The 21291-nt window shown below is 71.0% G+C and carries 23 protein-coding genes and 1 riboswitch; of the genes, 14 read left to right on the plus strand and 9 right to left on the minus strand.

Translation table 11 applies throughout. From position 1 onward, the window contains the following. Window positions 1–2 precede the first annotated feature (2 nt). A complete protein-coding gene (locus ASF88_RS03435; RefSeq protein ID WP_055914224.1) occupies window positions 3–1514 on the minus strand; it encodes a beta-N-acetylhexosaminidase in 1512 nt (503 codons plus the stop codon). 154 nt (window positions 1515–1668) lie between these two features. Beyond that, a riboswitch (ZMP/ZTP riboswitch) is annotated at window positions 1669–1767 on the plus strand. Window positions 1768–1797: 30 nt separating this feature from the next. Between ASF88_RS03435 and glyA the strand changes: the two genes are divergently transcribed. The 3 genes from glyA to ASF88_RS03450 all read left to right on the plus strand — a co-directional run bounded on the left by glyA (window position 1798) and on the right by ASF88_RS03450 (window position 4582). Then, a complete protein-coding gene (glyA, locus tag ASF88_RS03440) occupies window positions 1798–3123 on the plus strand; it encodes a serine hydroxymethyltransferase (RefSeq protein WP_055914226.1) in 1326 nt (441 codons plus the stop codon). 95 nt (window positions 3124–3218) lie between these two features. Then, complete coding sequence (locus ASF88_RS03445; RefSeq protein ID WP_055914228.1) at window positions 3219–4100, plus strand: bifunctional methylenetetrahydrofolate dehydrogenase/methenyltetrahydrofolate cyclohydrolase; 882 nt, start codon at window positions 3219–3221, stop codon at window positions 4098–4100. Further along, window positions 4097–4582, plus strand: coding sequence for a YbaK/EbsC family protein (locus ASF88_RS03450; protein WP_157498181.1), 486 nt, complete (start codon window positions 4097–4099; stop codon window positions 4580–4582). The genes ASF88_RS03445 and ASF88_RS03450 overlap by 4 nt, the downstream gene beginning before the upstream one ends. 14 nt (window positions 4583–4596) lie before the next feature. Here ASF88_RS03450 and ASF88_RS03455 read toward each other — a convergent pair whose 3' ends face one another. From ASF88_RS03455 to galT, 4 genes are read right to left on the minus strand one after another with little or no spacing between them, the layout of a single operon-like run. After that, on the minus strand, window positions 4597–5109 hold the full coding sequence (locus ASF88_RS03455) for a gamma carbonic anhydrase family protein (RefSeq protein ID WP_055914231.1): 513 nt from the start codon (window positions 5107–5109) through the stop codon (window positions 4597–4599). Window positions 5110–5152: 43 nt separating this feature from the next. After that, on the minus strand, window positions 5153–5941 hold the full coding sequence (locus tag ASF88_RS03460) for an MBL fold metallo-hydrolase (RefSeq protein ID WP_055914234.1): 789 nt from the start codon (window positions 5939–5941) through the stop codon (window positions 5153–5155). 44 nt (window positions 5942–5985) lie between these two features. Further along, window positions 5986–7146 (minus strand): galactokinase, encoded by a 1161-nt coding sequence (gene galK, locus ASF88_RS03465; protein WP_055914237.1) that lies wholly within the window; start codon window positions 7144–7146, stop codon window positions 5986–5988. Continuing rightward, window positions 7143–8348 carry a galactose-1-phosphate uridylyltransferase gene (gene galT / locus ASF88_RS03470; protein ID WP_055914240.1) on the minus strand — a complete coding sequence of 402 codons (1206 nt, stop codon included), beginning with the start codon at window positions 8346–8348 and terminating at the stop codon, window positions 7143–7145. Before galT ends, galK begins: the two co-directional genes overlap by 4 nt. Window positions 8349–8430: 82 nt before the next feature. On the opposite strand from galT, the gene ASF88_RS03475 reads away from it, so the two are divergent. Together ASF88_RS03475 and ASF88_RS03480 are read left to right on the plus strand one after the other, a co-directional pair. After that, window positions 8431–9219 carry a DeoR/GlpR family DNA-binding transcription regulator gene (locus ASF88_RS03475; RefSeq protein WP_055914243.1) on the plus strand — a complete coding sequence of 263 codons (789 nt, stop codon included), beginning with the start codon at window positions 8431–8433 and terminating at the stop codon, window positions 9217–9219. Between the two features lie 12 nt (window positions 9220–9231). After that, window positions 9232–10167 carry an aldose 1-epimerase family protein gene (locus ASF88_RS03480; protein WP_055914245.1) on the plus strand — a complete coding sequence of 312 codons (936 nt, stop codon included), beginning with the start codon at window positions 9232–9234 and terminating at the stop codon, window positions 10165–10167. On the opposite strand, the gene ASF88_RS03485 is transcribed toward ASF88_RS03480, so the two are convergent. Next, window positions 10146–10850: an SDR family oxidoreductase gene (locus ASF88_RS03485; protein WP_055914248.1), complete on the minus strand. Its 705-nt coding sequence runs from the start codon at window positions 10848–10850 to the stop codon at window positions 10146–10148. The genes ASF88_RS03480 and ASF88_RS03485 overlap by 22 nt on opposite strands. An 87-nt stretch (window positions 10851–10937) precedes the next feature. Between ASF88_RS03485 and ASF88_RS03490 the strand changes: the two genes are divergently transcribed. Beyond that, the gene (locus ASF88_RS03490; RefSeq protein ID WP_055914251.1) at window positions 10938–11519 is read left to right on the plus strand and encodes a TetR/AcrR family transcriptional regulator; all 582 of its coding nucleotides are present in this window, start codon (window positions 10938–10940) and stop codon (window positions 11517–11519) included. Here ASF88_RS03490 and ASF88_RS03495 read toward each other — a convergent pair. Continuing rightward, entirely contained in the window at window positions 11503–11895 is a 393-nt protein-coding gene (locus ASF88_RS03495; RefSeq protein WP_055914253.1) for a DUF1801 domain-containing protein, read from the minus strand. The genes ASF88_RS03490 and ASF88_RS03495 overlap by 17 nt on opposite strands. 52 nt (window positions 11896–11947) lie before the next feature. Continuing rightward, on the minus strand, window positions 11948–13045 hold the full coding sequence (locus tag ASF88_RS03500; protein WP_055914256.1) for a calcium:proton antiporter: 1098 nt from the start codon (window positions 13043–13045) through the stop codon (window positions 11948–11950). Between the two features lie 81 nt (window positions 13046–13126). Here ASF88_RS03500 and ASF88_RS03505 point away from each other — a divergent pair, with 81 nt between their 5' ends. Together ASF88_RS03505 and ASF88_RS03510 are read left to right on the plus strand one after the other, a co-directional pair. Then, entirely contained in the window at window positions 13127–13747 is a 621-nt protein-coding gene (locus tag ASF88_RS03505) for a DUF4232 domain-containing protein (protein ID WP_055914259.1), read from the plus strand. Between the two features lie 50 nt (window positions 13748–13797). Then, window positions 13798–15075 (plus strand): chloride channel protein, encoded by a 1278-nt coding sequence (locus tag ASF88_RS03510; RefSeq protein ID WP_235493258.1) that lies wholly within the window; start codon window positions 13798–13800, stop codon window positions 15073–15075. Window positions 15076–15106: 31 nt separating this feature from the next. Here the strand turns inward: ASF88_RS03510 and ASF88_RS03515 are convergent, their stop codons facing one another. Next, entirely contained in the window at window positions 15107–15808 is a 702-nt protein-coding gene (locus tag ASF88_RS03515) for a hypothetical protein (protein WP_055914262.1), read from the minus strand. A 112-nt stretch (window positions 15809–15920) separates the two neighbouring features. Between ASF88_RS03515 and ASF88_RS03520 the strand changes: the two genes are divergently transcribed. From ASF88_RS03520 to ASF88_RS03545, 6 genes are all read left to right on the plus strand, one after another. Beyond that, window positions 15921–16529 carry an SRPBCC family protein gene (locus ASF88_RS03520; RefSeq protein WP_055914264.1) on the plus strand — a complete coding sequence of 203 codons (609 nt, stop codon included), beginning with the start codon at window positions 15921–15923 and terminating at the stop codon, window positions 16527–16529. After that, complete coding sequence (locus tag ASF88_RS03525; protein WP_055914267.1) at window positions 16526–17197, plus strand: DUF4166 domain-containing protein; 672 nt, start codon at window positions 16526–16528, stop codon at window positions 17195–17197. Before ASF88_RS03520 ends, ASF88_RS03525 begins: the two co-directional genes overlap by 4 nt. Continuing rightward, complete coding sequence (locus ASF88_RS03530; protein ID WP_055914270.1) at window positions 17194–17799, plus strand: DUF4166 domain-containing protein; 606 nt, start codon at window positions 17194–17196, stop codon at window positions 17797–17799. The genes ASF88_RS03525 and ASF88_RS03530 overlap by 4 nt, the downstream gene beginning before the upstream one ends. A gap of 170 nt (window positions 17800–17969) precedes the next feature. Continuing rightward, window positions 17970–19238 (plus strand): S1C family serine protease, encoded by a 1269-nt coding sequence (locus ASF88_RS03535; protein ID WP_082518729.1) that lies wholly within the window; start codon window positions 17970–17972, stop codon window positions 19236–19238. A 172-nt stretch (window positions 19239–19410) separates the two neighbouring features. Next, the gene (locus ASF88_RS03540; protein WP_055914277.1) at window positions 19411–20640 is read left to right on the plus strand and encodes an MFS transporter; all 1230 of its coding nucleotides are present in this window, start codon (window positions 19411–19413) and stop codon (window positions 20638–20640) included. A 181-nt stretch (window positions 20641–20821) separates the two neighbouring features. Further along, window positions 20822–21139 (plus strand): DUF4190 domain-containing protein, encoded by a 318-nt coding sequence (locus ASF88_RS03545; protein ID WP_235493260.1) that lies wholly within the window; start codon window positions 20822–20824, stop codon window positions 21137–21139. Window positions 21140–21291: the final 152 nt, after the last annotated feature.

A 21291-nucleotide genomic window follows, 5' to 3' on the forward strand; every position in this document is an offset into this window, starting at 1 on the left:
GATCAGCCTGCGACGGACTCCGGCCACGGCACGTCGGCGACGCGGCGGTAGGAGGTGCCCAGCGCATCCCAGTGCTCGGCGAGCTGCGCGATGCGCGCGGTGAAAGCGTCGAAGTCCCGTGCGGTGTCGATGTCGGCCGTGTCCGCCGGCGCAGCCGACCAGCCGATCTCCGCGACGGCGGCCAGACGGGGGAAGGCCATGTCCTCCACCTGCTCGATGGTGGCGATCGTCTCGGTCCAGACGGGCGCCTCCACGCCGAGGATGTGGGCGTCGCCGAGGCCCGGGACGATGCGAGCCGGATCCCATTCGTACGAGCTGCGGAGGTCCGTCGCGCCGTCGGCCCAGTCCTGGCCGATCGGGTCGCCCTCCTCGTAGACGATGTCGAGGTACGCGACGTCGGCAGGGGACATGATCACGGCTCCGCCGGCCCGGACGAACGACAGCGTCTCGTCGGCCGCACCCTCACGCGGCGTGCGGAAGGACCAGTACTGGCCGACCGTGCCCCCGGGGAGGTTCGAGCTGCGGCCCATCTCGTGCCAGCCGACCGGGATCTTGCCCGCCTCCGTGACGACGTGCGCCGCGTGGTCGATGAAGGCCAGGAAGTCCTCCTCCGGCGTGCTCAGGCACTCGTCTCCGCCGATGTGGAGGTAAGGGCCGGGAGTCAGCGCCGCGACCTCGCCGATGACCTCGCGGACGAACCGGTCGGTCACCGCGTCGCCCGTCTGCAAGGTGCTGAAGCCGACCTCCGAGCCGGTGTACAGCGCCGGTGCGACGCCGTCGGCATTCAGCTCGGGGTAGGACGCCAGGGCGGCGTTCGTGTGGCCGGGCATGTCGATCTCGGGGACGATCGTGACGCAGCGCTCCGCGGCGTAGGCGACCAGATCGCGGTACTCGTCGGCGGTGTAGAAGCCGCCGGGGCTGCCGTCGCTGCCCGTCGACCCGCCGTGAAGGGTCAGCTCGGGCCAGGACGCGATCTCGATGCGCCAGCCCTGATCGTCGGTCAGGTGGAGGTGGAGGTGGTTGACCTTGAGCAACACGATCGCGTCGATGAACCGCTTGACATCCGCAGGCGGGAAGAAGTGCCGGGCGACGTCGAGCATCGCTCCGCGGTACGCGAAGCGGGGGTGGTCGCTGATCCGCACGGCGTCGACGGTCAGCGGATCGCCGTCGCAGGCGGCCGGCACCAGCTGGCGCAGCGTCTGCACGCCCCAGAAGGCGCCGGCGGCCGTGGCCGCGCCGATGCGCACGCCCTCGGCTGCAACCTCCAGGGTGTATCCCTCCGCCGGGTGGCCGACCGGGCCCTCGTCGTCGGCGATCACGATGGCGATGTCGCCGAACGCGGGAGGCTCGTGCACGACGACCAGATCGCGCCGGCAGTCCGTCGCCAGCTCGTCGCGCAGCAGCCGCCCGACGGTCTCGGCTCCTGTTCCGGCGACGATGATCCGTGCGCCGGGCAGCAGGGTGAAGGGCGCATCGCCCGTGTTCGCGAGCTGGGCGGGACGAGGCACGACCACGGAAAGCTCCTAACGCCTTCGGGGAATTCTCGGGGTATCGGCCGGCACAGCCCGCCCGCGGGACGACCACCAGCGAGTATTGCAGGGCTCTTAACTAATGAGCAAGGCCTCCCACTGATGAGCACGGCGCCGACAGGCCCGGCTTTGCTATGCTTGCTCACGTCGCGACTGGCGCTCAGATGGTCACCATCGGGGAGCGACTACGGTACCTCGAACGAACGGATGGATTCGGCCGCGCGCCTGGGTCGATGCAGTATTCATCCCTGTTTTGAAGGAGCCGATTGTGACCGACACCCTTCCGTCCACTTTCACCGCGCCGCTGGCGGAGGTCGATCCGGAGATCGCGGAGGTCCTGGCTCTCGAGCTCGGCCGCCAGCGCGACTATCTCGAGATGATCGCGTCCGAGAACTTCGTTCCGCGCGCCGTGCTCGAGTCGGTCGGTTCCGTGCTGACCAACAAGTACGCCGAGGGCTACCCCGGCCGCCGCTACTACGGCGGCTGCGAGTACGTCGACATCGCCGAGCAGTTGGCGATCGACCGGGCCAAGAGCCTGTTCGGCGCCGAGTACGCCAACGTCCAGCCGCACTCCGGCGCCTCCGCCAACGCCGCCGTCCTCTCGGCGATCGCGACCCCCGGCGACACGATCCTCGGCCTCGAGCTCGCGCACGGCGGCCACCTGACCCACGGGATGAAGCTCAACTTCTCGGGCAAGCTCTACAACGCCGTCTCCTACGGCGTCGACCCCGAGTCGTTCCTCGTCGACATGAACGTGGTCCGCGACAAGGCGCTCGAGCACAAGCCGCAGGTCATCATCGCCGGCTGGTCGGCGTACCCGCGGCAGCTCGACTTCGCCGCGTTCCGCGAGATCGCCGACGAGGTCGGCGCCAAGCTCTGGGTCGACATGGCGCACTTCGCCGGTCTCGTCGCCGCGGGCCTCCACCCGTCGCCCGTGCCGTACGCCGACGTCGTCAGCTCGACCGTGCACAAGACCATCGGCGGTCCGCGCTCCGGCTTTATCGTCAGCCGCGACATGGAGCTCGCGAAGAAGCTCAACTCCAACGTGTTCCCCGGTCAGCAGGGGGGCCCGCTCATGCACGTCATCGCCGCCAAGGCGACCGCGTTCAAGCTCGCCGCGACCGACGAGTTCAAAGACCGCCAGGAGCGCACCATCCGCGGCGCCAAGCTGCTCGCCGAGCGGCTGACCGCCGACGACTCGCGCGCCGCGGGCGTCGACGTCCTCACCGGCGGCACCGACGTGCACCTGGTGCTCGCCGACCTGCGCACCTCCGAGCTCGACGGTCAGCAGGCGGAGGACGTCCTCCACGAGGTCGGCATCACGGTCAACCGCAACGCGGTGCCGTTCGACCCGCGCCCGCCGATGGTGACCTCGGGCCTCCGCATCGGAACGCCGGCGCTCGCGACCCGCGGCTTCGGCGACACCGAGTTCACCGAGGTGGCCGACATCATCGCGCTCGCGCTGCGCCCCGGCGCCGACACCAAGGCGCTCCGCGCGCGCGTCGACGCGCTCACCGCGGCCTTCCCGCTCTACCCCGGGCTCACCCCCTCGGGCCAGGACGCCTTCCAGGTCGAGCTTCCTTCCTCGATCTGACCGCGGCCGCGCAGGCGGCGAACTATCAGGCACAGACCGTCGAGCGGGCGGATGATCCGCCCGCTCGACGGTCCCCAACGAGTGTGGAGGCCGTAGTGACGGCGAAGATTCTGGACGGCAAGGCGACCGCGGCCGAGATCAAGGCGGAGCTGAAGGAGCGCGTGAGCGCTCTGCGCGAGCAGGGCGTGGTCCCCGGTCTCGGCACGATCCTGGTCGGTGACGACCCGGGCTCGCAGTGGTACGTCGCGGGCAAGCACCGCGACTGCGCCGAGGTGGGCATCGCCTCCATCCGCCGCGACCTGCCGGCGGACATCTCGCAGGCCGAGCTGGAGGCCGTGGTCGAGGAGCTGAACGACGACCCCGACTGCACGGGCTTCATCGTGCAGCTCCCGCTGCCGCCGCACATCGACACCGACGCCATCCTGGAGCTCGTCGATCCCGCCAAGGACGCGGACGGCCTCCACCCCACGAACCTCGGCCGCCTCGTGCTCAACGTCAACCGCCCGATCACGACGCCGCTTCCGTGCACGCCGCGCGGTGTGATCGACCTGATGCAGCGCCACGGCATCGACCTGCGGGGCAAGGACGTCGTGGTGGTCGGCCGCGGGGTGACCGTGGGCCGGGCGATCGGCTCGCTGCTCACCCGCCGGGAGTACAACGCGACGGTCACGCTGACCCACACCGGCACGGTCGACCTGGACGCGCACCTGCGTCGAGCCGACATCATCGTCGCCGCGGCCGGGGTCGCCGGCCTGGTCACCGCCGACAACGTCAAGCCGGGCGCCGTGGTGCTCGACGTGGGCGTCAGCCGGGTGGAGGACCCGGTGACCGGCAAGAGCGTCGTCGCCGGCGATGTGGCCGCGGACGTCGCCGAGGTGGCCTCCTGGGTCTCGCCCAACCCCGGAGGGGTCGGGCCGATGACGCGCGCGCTGCTGCTGCAGAACGTCGTCGAGTCTGCGGAGCGCGCACTGGCATGAGCGACGCCGAGCGCACGCATCCCGCGGTCGAGCGGGTGGAGGCAGCCCTCCTCGAAGCCGGGATCGAGCCGCGCGTGCGCTGGTTCGAGTCCGCGACCCCGACGGCGGTCTCCGCCGCGTCCGAGCTGGGCGTGGAGGTCGGCGCGATCGCCAACTCCCTGGTCTTCACGATCGACGGCGAACCGCTGCTCGTCATGACCTCGGGTGCGCACCGGGTCGACACCGCATTCCTCGGCGAGCGGCTCGGCGGCCGCATCCGCCGTGCCGACGCGGACACGGTGAAGGCCGCGACCGGGCAGACGATCGGCGGGGTCGCGCCGATCGGCCATCCCGAGCGACTGCGCACGGTCGTCGATGTCGCCCTGGCCGGCTACCCGGAGGTCTGGGCCGCCGCGGGCCACGCGCACACCGTCTTCCCGACGACGTTCGACGAGCTTGTCCGCATCACCGGCGGTGAGGCCGGCCCGGTCGAGGCCTCCTGACCGCGCCGCCGGCCTCAGCCGGCGGGGTGCTCGGTGACGTGGGCGAGGTACGCGTCGGCGTTGCGGAGGATGCCTGCGCGCTCCTCGTCGGTGAGCTCGCGGCGCACCTTTCCGGGGACTCCGGCGACGAGCGATCCGGGCGGGATGACCGCGCCCTCCAGCACGACCGTTCCGGCCGCCAGGAGCGAGCCCGCGCCGACGACGGCGCCGTTGAGCACGGTCGCATGCATGCCGACGAGAACGCCGTCCTCGATGGTGCACCCGTGCAGCACCGCGTTGTGGCCGACGGAGACGTCGGAGCCGATGGTCAGCGGGAAGCCGTGATCGACGTGGCACGACACGTTGTCCTGCAGGTTGCTGCGCTCGCCCAGGACGATGTCCTCGGCCTCCGCCCTCAGCACGGCGTTGTACCAGACGCTCGAGCCAGGCAGGAGGCGAACGCGCCCGGCCAGCACGGCGCCGGCGGCGACGAACGCGTCGTCGGCGCCGCGGGGGGTGGAGCCGTCGGTTAGGGTGATGATGGTCATGCCCCTCACCTTAAGGGCAGCCCTGCACCCTACGGCGCAGCGCTCACTCGTTCGCGATCACGAACCGTCTGCGCACGACCCGTTCACCGGGCTCGCCACGGAGGTCGTCGAGTGCCGAGCGCACCCGGTCGAGGATTCGCGGCGGGAGCGCGAGCGGCAGCTCGTCCGGCTGGTCGAGCGTTCCGGGCGGGTAGACGACTCCCGGGGTCGCCGACATCTCCACGTGCGCGCCGCGCAGCTCCCGCACCGGCGCGGTCGGCTCGTCTCTGAAGCGCTGCAGCCGCTCGATCGTCGCCACGTACTGGGCGCGGTCGCGAACGTAGAGGTGACCGGGCAGGACGGTGTCGCCGGTGAAGAGGATGCCGGTCTCGCGGTCGAAGAAGGCGACGGCCGACGGCTCGTGGCCCGGGCCTCCGATGGCGTCGACGATGCGCCGGCCCAGGTCGAACTCCACGGTCTCATCGGGCCAGGAGTGGAATCCGAAGAAGGCGATCACCTCCGCCGGCGTCGTGCCGACGACGGTCGCGCCCGGACGGGCCGCGATGAGCGCGTCTCCCGCGATGTGGTCGCGGTGGGCGTGGCTGTGCGCGACGACGAGCGGGTAGGGGCGTGTGAAGACGACCGGATTGCGCCGCAGCCAGGTGTCGACGAGGGAGTCGACGGTGCCGCGCAGCGGGAAGACCTGCTCGTCGCCGGTCGCGCCGGTGTCGATCAGGAGCGCCCGCTCCCGCCCGAAGAGCAGGAACAGGAACGGCGCCTCCCAGTGCGACGACTTGGGCTGACGGATCTGAACCGTGTCAGGACTCAGCCAGGTGATCTCCGCGTCGGTCATCGTCCTATTCTGGCGAACCACCGTGACCAATGGATGAACGCGACTCAGCTCTCGCGGATCGCGCCCTGGGAGGCGGTGACCGTGAACAGTTCCGGCTGACCGAACCCGTGCTCGGCGAACGCCCCGTCGAGCGCGACCTGCACGCGGCTGAGGGCATCCAGCGGCACGAGCGCGATCGCCGAGCCCCCGAAGCCGCCTCCGGTCATCCTCGCGCCGATGGCGCCGTTCGCCTGCGCCGTCTCGACGGCGAGGTCGAGCTCCGGGACCGAGATCTCGAAGTCGTCGCGCATGGAGACGTGGGAGGCGTCGAGCAGCTCGCCGATGGCGGAGGGCCCGCTCTCGCGCAGGGTGCGCACGGTGTCGAGCACACGCTGGTCTTCTGTGACCACGTGCCGCACCCGGCGGAACGTCACGTCGTCGAGGATCTCCCGGGCGCGGGGGAGGTCGCCGACGCTCACGTCGCGCAGCGACTCGACGCCGAGCGCCTTCGCGCCCGCTTCGCACGACGCCCGACGCTCGGCGTAGCCGCCGGTGGCGTGGGCGTGCGTGACGCCGGTGTCGACGATGAGGACGGCCAGGCCGGCCTCCTCGAGCCCGAGGGGGACGATCTGCGCGTCGAGCGAGCGGCAGTCGAGGAATACCGCGGCGTCCTGCTCGCCGAGCAGCGAGGCCGACTGGTCCATGATGCCGGTGGGGGCGCCGACGACGATGTTCTCGCTGCGCTGGCCGACGCGCGCGAGCGTCTGACGGTCGAGCCCGAGCCTCCAGACGTCGTTGAGGGCGAGCGCGGTCGCGCCCTCGATCGCGGCCGACGAGGAGAGGCCGGCGCCGACGGGGACGTTGGAGTCGAGCAGCAGGTCGAAGCCGGGCACGGCGGCCAGGTCGGCGCCGAACTCGCCGAGGGCCCAGGCCACCCCGAGCGGGTAGGCCGACCAGCCGTCGAGCGCCTCGGGGGAGAGCTTGTCGAGGTCGATCTCGACCAGCTCGTCGGCGAAGGTGCTGCCGACGCGGACCGTGCGGTCGTCGCGGAGTCCGAGCGCGGCGACCGTGCGCCGGTTGATCGCGAACGGCAGCACGAAGCCGAGGTTGTAGTCGGTGTGCTCGCCGATGAGGTTGACGCGCCCAGGGCTCGACCAGACGCCGTCGGGCTCGCGGCCGAAGATCGAGACGAAGTCGTCGCGGACGCCGGTGCGCAGGTCGGTCATGCGGGGATCTTTCCTTCGGGGGTGTCGGAGGTGGTCGTGCCGGGGATCGTGACCAGGCCGGCGATGCCGGTCGGCAGCTCACCCACCGGGTTCTCGCGGTCGGCTCTGGCCACGGCCTCCCGGAGCGCGGCGGCCGCCTGCTCGGGAGGGATGTCGCCGATCCAGGCGCCCATGGCCGACTCCGAGCCGGCCAGGAACTTCAGCTTATCCGCGCCGCGGCGGGGGGAGGTCAGCTGGAGCATCAGGCGGATCTCGTCGCGGTGGGAGTCCACCGGCGCCTGGTGCCAGGCCGCGATGTACGGAGTCGGGGAGTCGTAGAGGGCGTCGACGCCGCGCAACACTCGCAGGTACAGGGTGGCTAGCTCGTTGCGTTCGGCATCGGAGGTCGCGGCCAGGTCGGGGATGTGGCGGTGCGGCAGTACGTGGATCTCGATCGGCCAGCGTGCGGCGAACGGCACGAACGCCGTCCAGTGCTCGCCGGCGAGGATGACCCGTTCGGAGGCGCGCTCGCGCTCCAGGATGTCGGCGAAGAGCGTCGGGCCGTAGCTCTCGAGCGACCGGATCAGCGCGCTCGTGCGGGGAGTGATGTACGGGTAGGCGTAGATCTGGCCGTGCGGGTGGTGCAGGGTGACGCCGATGGCCTCCCCGCGGTTCTCGAACGGGAAGACGTGACGCACGTTCGGAAGGGCGGAGAGCGCGGCGGTGCGGTCGGCCCAGGCCTCGATGACCGTGCGGGCCCTGGTCGGGGTGAGGCTGCCGAACGAGCCGCTGGTGGCCGGACTGAAGCACACCACCTCGCAGCGGCCCACGGAGGTGCGGGTGCGGCCGAGGCCGATGGCCGCGAGGTCGTCGAGCCCCTCCGGCTGGTTCGCGTCGTCGAGCAGCGGGCCGAACGACGGCGACTTGTTCTCGAAGACCGCGACGTCGTACAAGCTCGGGATCTCGGACGGGTTGCCCGGGCTCGCGGGCGCCAGCGGGTCGAGCTCGGCCGGCGGGAGCATCACGCGGTTCTGCCGTGCCGCGGCGATAGAGACCCACTCGCCGGTCAGAGGGTCCTGTCGCATGGTCGCGGTGGCCGGGCGCGGGGCGGGCTCGCGGAGGTCGGGGGCGCGCTCCGGGGCGAGCGCGGAGTCCGCGTCGTCGTAGTAGATCAGGTCGCGACCGTCGGAGAGGCGGTGCGGGCGCTTCGTGATGGCGGCCATGAGTACCTTTCGTTTCCGAAAGCAAATGTACTCAAATGCTTGCGGATTGACAAGAAAACGCAAGCGCAGGAGCATTGCCGGTATGACCGAACCGCTTCCGGCCGCCCTCCGTCGCGAGCGGATGCTCGAACTGATCGGGCGCGCCGGCTTCGTCCGCGTCGCCGAGCTGAGCGAGGAGTTCCAGGTCTCCGACGTGACGGTGCGCACCGATCTCGACGCCCTCGACGCCCTGCAGAGCATCCGGCGGGTGCACGGCGGGGCCGTCCTCCGCACCGCGGCCGCGCGCGAAGCGAGCTTCGAGGAGGCTCTCGAGTCGTCGGCGGACGAGAAGCGGCGGATCGGGGCGGCCGCGGCGGCACTGGTCGAATCCGGCAGCAGCGTGCTGCTCGACGTGGGGACCACCACGGCGGCCATCGCCCGGGCGCTGGCCGACCGCGACGACCTGGAGGACGTCACCGTCATCACCAACGGGCTCACGATCGCGCTCGAGCTGGAGCGTGCGATCCCGCGCTTCCAGGTCGTGGTGACGGGAGGCACGCTGCGACCCCTCCAGCACTCGCTGGTCGAGCCGCTGGCCTCCACGCTGCTGGAGCGCGTGCACGCCGACGTGGCGTTCATCGGCTGCACCGGCGTGCATCCCACCGGCGGCGTCACGAACGTGAACCTGCCGGAGGCGGACCTGAAGCGCGTGATGGTCGCCACGTCCGGCCGCGCGCTCGTGGTCGCCGACGGCTCCAAGCTCGGCCGTACGCACGTCGGCCGGATCGCGGCCCTCGACGAGGTCGCCGGGCTGCTGACGGGGGAGTCGGCCGATGCCGACCAGGTGCGAGCGCTCCGGGCCGCGGGCCTGCCGGTGACCATCGCCGAGTAATACCCTGTCAGCATGCGCGCACCGACCGGAGACCAGTACGAGCTCGAGTTCGGCGATCTGACCGCCACGATCACCCAAGTCGCGGCCGGGATCCGCACTCTCCGCTATGGAGGCGCGGATCTCGTCGAGCCGTTCCCGGACGATTCCACGCCGCCCTCGGCCGACGGCATCGTGCTGATGCCGTGGCCCAACCGGGTGAAGGACGCCGTGTGGGAGCTGGACGGCGTCCCGCAGCGGCTCGCGATCACCGAGCCGGCGCTCGGGAACGCCTCGCACGGCCTGCTGCGGTTCCGCCCGTACGTGCTGGTCGAGCGCTCCGACTCCGCGGTCACGCAGGCCGCGTCGATCTACCCCGAGTCGGGCTACCCCTTCGTGCTCGACACCACGGTGACGCACGAGCTCGACACCGAGGGCCTGACCGTGACGCACACGGTCACCAACCGCAGCGATCGCAGCGCGCCCGTCGCGATCGGCGCGCACCCCTATCTGCGCATCGGCGACGTGCCGCCGACGCAGCTGACGCTGACCGTGCACGCCGGCACGCGGTTCGAGACGGACGACCGCCTGAACGTCGTCGGCGAGACACCGGTCGCAGGCACCCCGTACGACCTGTCCGGCGGCCGGATCGTCGCCGAGCTCGACGTGAACGACGGTTTCGGCGACCTCCGCTCGCCCGTCGAGCACACCCTGGCGGCCGCCGACGGCCGGACCGTCACGCTGTGGGGCGACGCGTCGTTCGCGTACGTGCAGCTGTTCACCCACCGGGCCTTCGCCACGAAGGAGGCGGGGGAGGTCGCGCTCGCCGTGGAGCCGATGACGGCCCCGGCGAACGCGCTCAACACCGGTCAGGGCCTGCGCTGGCTGGAGCCTGACGAGACCTGGACGGCGCAGTGGGGAATCCGCCCGAAGGGCTTCGCGGGCGACTCCTACCTGGCCAGCTGGGGGTAGAGGGCGCGCACGTCCTCGTGCAGCACGGACTTCACGCGCTGCGCGGTCTCGCCGACGATCGCCTCGGCGCCTCCCGCGGCGACCGTGTCGAGCGCCTCGGCGACCACCTGGGCCGGCGGAACCTTGTAGCCGTCGGCGTCCGCCGCCATCTCGGTGTCGACGTAGCCGACGTGGACGCCCACGACCTGGATGCCCTGCGGAGCCAGTTCGACACGTGCCGAGTTGCTCGCCGACCAGAGCGCGGCCTTGGTCGCGCTGTACGAGCCGATCGCGTACCAGCTGAGCGCGGAGTGCATGTTCACGATCGCTCCGCCGCCGTTGCCGGCGATCGCCGGGGCGAACGCGCGGGTCACCAGCACTGGTCCCCAGAAGTTGGTGTCGAACTCGCGGTGGATCTGCTCGAGGTCGCCGGTCACGAGCGACTGGTTCACGCCGATCCCCGCGTTGTTGACGAGCACCGTGACGTCGCTCGCGGTCTCGGCGGCGCGGCGGATGCTCTCGGCGTCGGTGACGTCGAGTTCGAGCGGGACCACGCGCGGGTCGGTGACCGTCACCGACTCGGGACGGCGGGCCGCGGCGTACACCTTCGCTGCGCCGCGCTCGAGGAGCTCGGAGACGAAGGCGGCGCCCAAGCCGCGGTTGGCGCCGGTGACGAGGGCGACGCGTCCGGTGAGATCTGTCATGGGGTCCTCCAAAAGTAAACCGATCTGTTTCCGACAATGTACACAGATCGGTTTACTTTGCGCAACCGCACCCGTAGAATCGTCGGCATGACCACGACGACCTCTGCGCGGCCGCGACCGCGGGAGCGGGTGCTCGACGCCGCCGCGAGGCTCTTCATCCGGGAGGGCGTGAACGCGGTCGGCGTCGACCGCCTCGCCCAGGAGGCCCAGGTCTCCAAGCGCTCCATCTACCAGCACTTCGAGAGCAAGGACGCGATCGTCGCCGACATGCTCCGGGAGTACGGGCCGCGCGTGGTCGCCGGCTACTTCAGCGCCGAAGACGATGAGCGCTCACCGCGCGAGCGCGTGCTGCACGTGTACGACGCCCTCCACCGGGCCGCGGAGGCCGGCGACTTCTTCGGCTGCCCCTTCGTGAACGTCGCGACCGAGCTCCGGGATCGCGACCACCCGGCCGCTCTGGTCGCTCAGCACTTCAAGGGCGAGCTGACCGCATACTTCCAGCGCCAGGCCGAAGCGGCGGGCGCGGCATCGGCGCACGTGCTCGCGGTGCAGCTGACGCTCCTGTTCGATGGTGCGTCGGCGAGTGCCGCGCTCTGCGGAGGGACCCCTCTCGCCGCCCGGCTTGCGGCCGAGCAGCTGTGGGATGCGGCGGTCAGCGCCGGCCGGTGAGCTTGCGCCAGCCGCCCGCCCGGTTGTCGGCGATGAGCCTGCGCAGGAAGACCAGGAGCGCCTCACGGTCGATCGGGTCGCCCTCCCGGAAGCCGATCGTCCGGGCCGTCGCGTTGTCGTGGCCCGCGGTGACGAGCCCACTCGGATCCGGCACGATGCCGCCGTCGTAGACGAACAGGTTGACGTGGTCTTTGGCCGCCAGGAACGCGGCGACGGTGCCGTCCAGAACGAAGTACGGCTGCACGGAGCGCTTGATCGTCTCCTCGATCGCCGGGTCGGCCTCGTGGAGGATGTCCCGCAGCTCGCCGAAGACCTCCTGCTGCCACGACGGCAGGCCCGCCAGATATTCATCCACTCGGGGGTCGCGCTCGCTCATGGCGCCACCCTAGGCCGTCGGCCGCACGCGGCCTAGGGCGTCGTCGCCACGCTCACGGCGCGATCGACAGGAAGATGAACGCCGCGAAGACGATCAGGTGGATGCCGCCCTTGATGCGAGCCGCTTGGCCCGGCATGATCGTCAGAATGCTGATCACGACCGTCAGCATCAGCAGCACGATCTGACTGGCGCCGAGGCCCAGGTGCAGAGGGCCAGGCAGCCAGATCGACGCGACCGCGATCGCCGGAATCGTGAGGCCGATGCTCGCGATCGCCGACCCGAGGGCGAGGTTGAGGCTGGTCTGCATGCGGTTGTGGCGCGCCGCCTTCGATGCGGCGATGCCCTCCGGAAGCAGCACCAGCAGCGCGATGATCACGCCGACGAACGACTGCGGGAGTCCGATCCCGGTCACCGCGCGCTCGATCGGGGTCGACTCGAGCTTGGCGAGCCCCACCACGGCGACCAGCGCGACCAGGAGCAGGCCGACGCTGATGAGCGCGGTACGGGTCGACGGGGCGTCGGCGTGGACGTCCTCCGTCTGCGGCGTGCCCTTGGGCGACACCGGCAGGAAGAAGTCGCGGTGCGCGAACGTCTGCGTGAACACGAACATCCCGTACAGCAGCACCGACGCGATCGCCGCGAAGGTGAGCTGGCTGGGTGAGAACTCGGGGCCGGGCGTCGCCACCGTGAACGTCGGCAGCACCATCGTCAGTGTCGCCATCGCCGTGACCGTGCCGAGGGCCGCCCCGCTGCCCTGCGCGTTGAACGTCGTGGTCTCGCGGCGGGACGCGCTCAGCAGCAGGCTGAGGCCCACGATGCCGTTCATCGTGATCATCACCGCGGAGAAGACGGTGTCGCGCGCGAGCGTGGCGCTGTCTTTGCCCGTCGTCATGAGCGTGACGATCAGCGCGACCTCGATGATCGTGACGGCCACCGCGAGCACGAGCGAGCCGAACGGCTCGCCGACCCGGTGGGCCACGACCTCCGCGTGCTGCACCGCCGCCAGCACCGTTCCGGCGAGCACGACCGCGATCACTGCGACCGCGACCGGTTGCAGCTCGACCGTCCAGAACGCGACGAGCACGATGATCCCGACGACCGGCACGAAGACCGTCCACCACTGGGCGAGCCATTGTCCGAGCGCTTTCATAGGTCCATCCTGCCAGGGCATCTGCCGGGAGGGCGGCGCGCCGTCGTGCGGGCCGCGGGTGCGACGTGCTGACAATAGGGCATGTCCGCGACCACCAGACCCGCTCTCGCTCGAACCGTCGTCACGCTCGCGCTGGCCGCCGCGCTCGCCGTGGGCGTCGCAGGCTGCGCCGCCGGCGGAGGTCCGTCCGCGTCGCCCGCGTCGTCGGACTCGCCGACGAACAGCGGATCGTCCACCCCTCGCCCGACGGGAACCAGCACGTCGCAGCCCATCGAGGGGCAGTGCGCGACCTCCGATCTGACCGGCAGCATCGGCCAGGGCGGAGGCGGCGCCGCGGGCAGCGTGGAGGTCACCCTCGTTCTCACGAACAACGGATCGGGCCAGTGCTCGCTGCAGGGCTGGCCCGGCGTCTCGTTCGTCGGCAACGGCAACGGCACGCAGCTCGGCAACCCGGCGCAGTTCGACCGGAGCACTCCGCACGCGACGGTCGTGCTCCAGCCCGGCGGCACCGCGCAGGCGCCGCTGAAGATCGTCCAGGCCATGAACTACCCGGAGGGCGACTGCAAACCGCAGAAGGCCGACGGGTTCCGCGTCTACCCGCCCGGGTCGACCGAGTCGCTGTTCGTCAAGGACGGCAACGTGACGGCGTGCACGACGACGACCGTCGACCTGCTGACGGTCGGCGCGCTCGCCGCGCCGTGACGCGCCGCCACACCGTGACGCGCTGCCGCGGCGGACGATAGCCTGATTCCGTGCCCACCGCCCGTCGTCAGCCCGGACCCACCACGACCGGCTGGCTGATCCGGCTCGTCGTCGTGACCGCGCTCGTCGGCATCGGCGCGGGCGTCGGCGGCGGTCTCGTCTACCTGGGGCTCCACAGCATCCAGCACCTGGCCTTCGGCTACTCGGAGGGCACCTTCCTCGAAGGCCTGCTCGACGCGCCTCCGGTGAACCGCGTCGTCGCCCTCGTGGTGGCCGGTGTCGTCGGCGGTTTCGGCTGGTACTTCCTCCGCGCCTGGGGGCGGCGACGCGCCGACCACGCGGTGGTGTCGGTGGAGGCCGCGGTCGGCGGCAAGCGGATGCCCGCACTCGTCACCATGCTGAACGCCGCTCTCCAGGTGGTCATCGTGGGCCTCGGCGCCTCCATCGGACGCGAGGTCGCGCCCCGGGAGGTCGCGGCGTGGTGGGCGTCATGGCTCTCCGACCGCGCCGGGGTGAGCGCGCGCGAGCGCCGCATCCTGGTCGCCTGCGGCGCCGGCGCCGGCCTCGCCGCCGTCTACAACGTCCCGTTCGGCGGCGCGGTCTTCGCGATCGAGATCCTGCTCGCCGAGATCAGCTTCGCCACGGTCCTGCCCGCGCTCGCGACGTCGGCGATCGCGGCGCTGGTGGCCCGCCTGGTGGTGCCGGCGAATCCGCTCTACCTCGTGGAGCAGATTCCCCTGCGCCCGCAGATCGTCGTCTGGGCGATCGTGGCGGGGCCGATCATCGGCTTCGCCGCGGTCGGCTTCGTGCGGCTCACCCGGCTGGCCCAGAACCACCGGCCGAAGTCGTGGGGGATCCTGATCGTGATGCCTCTCGTGTTCGCGGCGGTCGGAGTGGCCTCCCTCTGGCTGCCGGCGATCCTGGGCAACGGGAGGTCGCTCGGGCAGCTGGCGCTGTCGGCGTCGCTGCCCGTCGTGGTCATCCTGGTGATCACGCTGGTCAAGACCGCTGCGACCGTGGGGACCATCGGTGCGGGCGCCGCCGGTGGAACGCTCACCCCGGCGCTGGCCATCGGAGCCGGTGCGGGCCTCGCGCTCGGCGGGGTCTGGCAGCTCGTCTGGCCGGGCGAACCCCTCGCGGCGTTCGCCCTCCTCGGAGCAGCGGCGTTCCTGGCCGTGAGCATGCGGGCGCCACTCACGGCGCTGCTGCTCGTGATGGAGTTCACCAACCAGGGTCCGGACATGCTCGCGCCGATCATGCTGTGCATCGCCGGTGCCGTCGCGGTCGGCTACGTGCTCGAGCGGGGGCGGGTGACCGGGGTCGCGTGAGCGCGTCGGTCACCCGACGGCTGCGCAGCGATCAGTCGCAGACGTCGACGATCGACGGGTAGCTCGACGTCTGGATGGTGTTGACCGTAGTGGCGGAGCCGTCCGGCGTCGGACGCACGTTGAACACAAGGTAGCGGCCGTTCTGAGGACCGAGGAAGTACGTCTTGGCGCCGACGGAGTCGTCGTACTTGGACGTGCCCTTCTGCAGGTCGGGATAGGCGGAAAGGAGTGCCGCCTCCGTCGACCCCACCTGGATGCCCGCCGCGGTCCGCGGCGAATCGGGCTGCACGTGCCCGGAGGAGTGACGACTGAACACCATGCCGAGCGTGAGGGTGGGAGAGGGCTTCGCGGTACCGCGGCTCTCCGCTTCCATGAACGAAGCGGACAGGATGTTCTCCTGCTCACCGTCGATCGGGTGCGTGTAGGAGAAACCCGGAGGGCAGTCCACCGTGTCCTCTTGGGGTGCAAGACCGGCGGACTGGGCGAAGGGTGCGATCGGCTCGCCGACACGGACGCCGGCGAACGAGTCGAAGTCGATGAGCCAGGTGCCGGGCTGCGTCGGGACGTTGACGGTTGCGGCAGGTGTCTCGGAGGCCGTCGGGCTCGGGCTCGGTGTGGCGGAGGCCTGTTGCGTCGAGGTCGGATCGGCTTGTGCCGTCGCGCAGCCTGCGAGCGCGGCGATGGTGAGGATCGTGACGGCGGCGAGCGCGGCCGAGCGACTCCGATGATGCATGTTTCCCCCGTGGCGTCGTTGTGGTCTGCTCATGCTAGTGGGCCGCACCGACGAGTTCTGGCCTCCTATCGGGGGCCTGCGTGCGCGTGCCCGCCTTGGCCAGGATGAAGGGATGCGGACAGGCCGTGTCTATGTCGAGATCGACATCCGCTGCGCCCTCGACGAGCTCTGGGAGCTGACCCAGGACCCTTCGGTGCATCCGCGCTGGGATCTGCGGTTCAGCTCGATCGTCCCCACCGACCGGCTGGCGAGCGGCGGTTACCGGTTCCGGTACGAGCGGAGGCTGCCCCTCCACACGATCGTCGGCACCGGCACCTCCCTCGGGGAGCGCAGCCGGCCGGACGGCACGCGCACCTCCGCACTGCGGTTCACGACGAGCGATCGGCTCTCGCCGCTGGGGGAGGGGCGCGGCTACTGGCGCTACCTTCCCACCGAATCCGGCACCACCTTCATCACCGGTTACGACTACGAACCCGGCTGGGGGAGGCCGCTGGATGCGCTGGTGCTGCGCCCGCTGATCGGGTGGATGACCGCCTGGAGCTTCGACCGGCTGCGGATCTGGGCCGAGACCGGCACTCCGCCGGAGCGGTGGCCGCTCTGGTCGGTGCTGCAGTTCTGGCGCCGGGGACGCCCGCGCGCCTCCCGGTGTCTGCGCGTCCCTCGGTACGCGCGCGGCGCGGATCGCGCCCCCGCAACGCTCGAGACGCTGGAGGCGCCGTGACCTCCATCTTCGCCGAGGCGCTGGGGGAGGACTTCGCCCGGTTGTCGCCGATGATGCAGAAGCGGTTCGGCGTGGGCCTGGAGGCGGGGTACGCGTGCGTGGGAGCCGGCGTGATGTCGCGCATCCGGCGCGGCCCCTGGTGGGTGGTCCCGTTCCTCCAGATCGGGCGGCTCCGCAACATCCTGATCGCCGACGTCGGCGAGGACGTACCGTTCACCATCGAGAACTTCCCGTACCGCGATCCGCTCGGGCGCGAGACGGTGACGTTCGTGCGCGAATACCGCGTGCGGCGCCGGCCCAGCCGTTTCGACGCGACCATGATCCTCCACGACGGACGCGTGGTCGACTACCTCGGCACGCACCAGCACCTGGCGGTCGACCTCGACCTGCGCGTCGGCGACGACGGATCCCTGCACCTGGAGTCGGGAGCGCAGCGGTTCTACGAAGGACCGTTGGTCGCCTTCCGGTTCCCGATGCTCTTCAGCGGGCGCGCCCGGCTGCACGAGTGGTTCGACGAGGACGCGGACGTGTACCGGATCCGCATGGAGGTCCACAACGCGGTCTTCGGCTTCCTCTTCGGCTACGACGGGGAGTTCCGGTGCACCTTCCCGGAGGCGACCGACGCGCCGGAGCGGTTGAAGCCGGTGCGTCACGAGAGCCGCGTGTGAGCTGTTCGGTCTATGAACGCGTCCTCGGCGAGGAACTCGACCGGCTGCCCGCGCTGTTGCGCGCGGGCTTCACAGGCGAAGCGGCGATCGGCGTCGGCGACGGCGTGTTCGCGTCGGCCGGCTGCACCCGGCGGCTGCTGCGGCCGCTGTTGCGGGTGCTCGCGCGGCAGCGCGTGCTGTTCCCCGAGTTCGGGACGCACGTGCCGTTCCGGATCGTGAACACCCCCACCGCGGACGGCGGGCTGCACGCGGTGCGGACGTTCCGGTTCCCGTCCGGCGACCGCCTGCTGGAGGACACCCTCCGTGTCGTCGACGGCCACCTCCATGACGTCATGGGCCGGCGGGGCGGGTTCGAGGTGCGGATGCTCGTCGCCGTGGAGGGGGAGCGCCTACTGATGCGCTCGGAGCGGCAGTGGCTGCACCTGGGGCCGCTCCGGCTGCGGCTGCCGCGACTCGCTGGCGTCACCGTCACCGAGTCGGTCGTCGGCGGACGACGGAGCATCGACGTGCGCCTCCGGAGCCCGCTGCTCGGCGAGTGGTTCCACTACGCGGGGCAGTTCGACTATGCGGTGGGCGGCCCTTCGGGAGAGGCGACGACGTAGGCGAGGATGCTCCGCGGCCGCTCGGGCAGCACGCTCGCGTTCACAGCGAACCCTGGGTTTCTCCCGGCCAGGGCATAGGTCGTGCATGAGGGTCTCTCACTCGGCTGCGGTGTGCTGTGGCCATCGAGCGCGACAGCCGAGCGTCGAGAGCAGCCGAGAGGACGACAGCCATGGACACCGTTGACGGGGTTCCCACCGCTACGAACGACCAGGGCGCGGTGCCGCCCGCGGAGCCGCGGCCAGGCGCCCGGCACCGCAGAGCCCGACGCGTTATCGTGCTGTCGACGGCGGTCGCCGCGACCGCGGCGATCGGAGCGGCATTCGGCCTCGCGGCGAGCAGTGCGACTGCGGCGCCGGCCTCCACCTCCTCCACCGCGAGCATTCACGCGGCGCTCGGTCAGAACAGCTACGGCTACGGGTATGGGTCCGGAGGCTACGGAGGCTATGGATACGGCGGCGGCTCGGGCAGCAACGGCACCGGTTCCTCCAACTCGTCCGGGACCTCCTCGCTGGCGAGCGCGACCTCCGCCCAGGAGGTCGGCGTCGTCGACATCACCTCCCAGCTGACGTACGCGCAGGCGGAGAGTGCCGGCACCGGGCTGGTCCTGACCTCCAGCGGCGAGATCCTCACCAACAACCACGTGGTCGAGGGCGCGACCAGCATCAGCGTGACGGTCGTCGCGACCGGCGCCCAGTACACCGCCACCGTGGTCGGCACCGACGCCACGGACGACATCGCCGTGCTGCAGCTGAGCAACGCCTCCGGCCTCAGCACCGCCGCCCTCGACACCGCGTCCGACGCGACCGTCGGCGAGTCGGTCACGGGGGTCGGCGACGCCGGCGGCACCGGAGGGACGCCCTCCGCGTCGCCCGGCACGATCACGGCGCTCGACCAGACCATCACGACGCAGGCCGAGCAGACGGCTGCCTCCGAGACATTGAGCGGCCTCATCGAGACGGACGCCGACATCCAGGCCGGAGACTCCGGCGGCCCGCTCTTCAACGCGTCCGACCAGGTGATCGGCATCGACACCGCCGCAGAGCAAGGCGGAGCGACCACCGCGGGCTACGCCATCCCGATCGCGACGGCGCTGACCATCGCGGGTCAGATCGAGTCGGGCCAGGGCTCGTCGACCGTGACCATCGGCTACCCCGCGTTCCTCGGCGTGGAGGTCGACTCGGCGAACGACGCGACGGGTGTGGCGAGCTCCGGTGCGACGATCGCCGGCGTCATCGACGGCAGCCCCGCCGCGGCCGCCGGGCTCACTGCCGGCGACACGATCACCGCCGTGGACGGCACCGCGATCGACTCGGCGTCAGCCCTGACGACCGCGCTGGGCGCGCACGCCCCCGGCGACACCGTCAGCGTCACCTGGACGGACGCGTCCGGCGCCTCCCACACTGCCGGCGTCACGCTGGCACAGGGTCCGGTGGCCTGAGCCTCGGCTGCAGACCACCTGCCACAACCACCTGCCGTCACGGTCGGCGATTCCCCCGCCCGACAGACCGTGACGGCAGGTCGCTGTGTTGCGCGCGGGTTCCTACCGGACTAGCATCGCAAAACCGACCAATTTATGGTTTTTTGATCTCGCTCGATGGGGACCCGATTCAATGACCGACCAGCTCACCCGGGCGCCCTCCGCCGTGCGGGTCGTCCTCCGCAGCCCGCTCTACCGCGGTGCGACGATCGCGCTGTTCCTTTCGGGTCTCGGGTTCTCGGCGGCCGCGCCGCAGATCGCGCGGTTCCTGGTCGACGACCTCGGCAGCTCGCTCACCACAGCAGGTCTCTACTACCTCACGAACCTGACCGCGCCGATCGCCGGCTACCTGATCGGGCGTCGCTCCGACCGGACCGGCCGCAGGCTCGGCCTGTTCCGGATCTGCGCGGCGGTCGGGTTCGTCGGCTGGCTCGCGATCGCCTTCTCCACCGAACTGTGGATGCCGTTCGTGATCAGCGCGGTCGTGCTCGGCTTCGCCGGCGCGGCGACCTCCCAGCTGTTCGCGGCGATCCACGACGAGCTCGCCGCCTCCCCGACGCCCGCCGCAGACGGCGTCGTGTCGATCGTGCGGATGGCGCTGACGTTCGGCTGGGTCATCGGCCCGGTCGCCGGCGCCTACCTCGCGGCGCAGGCCGGTGCACGGACGATGCTCGTCGCGACGGCGGTCTGCACGCTCGCTCAGATCCTCCCGCTCGGGACTCTGCGCGAGCGGGTGGCGACTACGGCGCCGAACGGCGAACCTCACCACGACGGGCCCTCACCTGCGCATGTGCCGCTGCGGGCGATGGCTGCGCTCCTGGCCTTCACCGGGCTCTACATCCTCGTCTACGCCGGAGAGCCCATCAAGTACGCGTACCTGCCGATCTACATGGACGCCCAATTGCACTTGCCGGCGGCGCTCAGCGGCGCGATCATCGGCATCCAGCCGCTCGTGGAGCTCGCACTCATGCCCGTCGCGGTGGTCGTCGCGCGCCGAACCGGGATGCTCCCGCTCATGGTCGTCGGCGCGCTGTTCGGCGTCGGCGCGAACGTGCTCTTCGCGACGACCGGAACCGCCGTCGGCCTGTTCCTCGGCCAGATCCTGATGGGCGGCGTCTGGGGCGTCTTCGCCGGCCTCGGCATCATCGTGGCTCAGCGCCTCCTGCCGACCGCGATCGCCACGGCGTCCGCGATCTTCATCAGCGCTCCGGCCCTCAGCTCGGCGCTCGGAGGCCTCCTCGGCGGACTCGGGGCCGGCGCGGTGGGACTGCCGGCGGTCTTCGTGGTCCCTGCTGTGCTGGCGCTCGTCGCGGCGGCCGGCCTGCTCGTGCTGCAGCGGCGGGTAGGGGAGCGCCTCGCGTGAAGGAGATGTCGTCAGACACGCACGACGAACTCCTCCCTCAGCGCTGAAACAGGAGAAATCGAGGCATTTCTCCTTTCTGAGGACGGCGGCCGACGACACGACCGCTTCCGGCGCCTGAAGGAGCCGATCCCCGCTACAGTCATGCCAGCCGCCTCCGATGCCGCGGCGAGGAGGAGACGCCATGGACGACCCTGAGCTGCCCGCGTACCAGCAGCCGAGCCAGCCGATTCAACCGATCCCGCCAGGGCCGCCCGTACCGCCGCAGGCCCGGCCGCTGCCGTTCAGTCAGCAGGCCATCTGGGGTTTCGTGATCTCGTGCGTGAGCCTCTTCGTGTTCGGCTTCATCGGAGCGATCGGCGCCGTGATCTCCTCGCGTGGATTCCGGGCCGCGCGGCTCGGCCAGGCCCGCGGACGCGGTCTGGCCATCGCGGGCATGATCATCGGCACCGTCGGCTTCTTGTTCTACGCCATCATCTTCATCAGTTCGCACATGGGGTGACGGGCGGCCGTCGTCGTGGTACTCGTCTCGTTCGAACGTGGGCGATCGATTCGCCGTCGACTCGGCCGGAGTCGATTACCGCAAAGATCGATGGGCGTGGCGATGACATGCGCGTCGTGCCGCGCAGCGAGCTGGTCCGCGGCATCAAGCGA

This window comes from Leifsonia sp. Leaf336 (genome assembly GCF_001423695.1).
GTDB lineage: Bacteria > Actinomycetota > Actinomycetes > Actinomycetales > Microbacteriaceae > Leifsonia.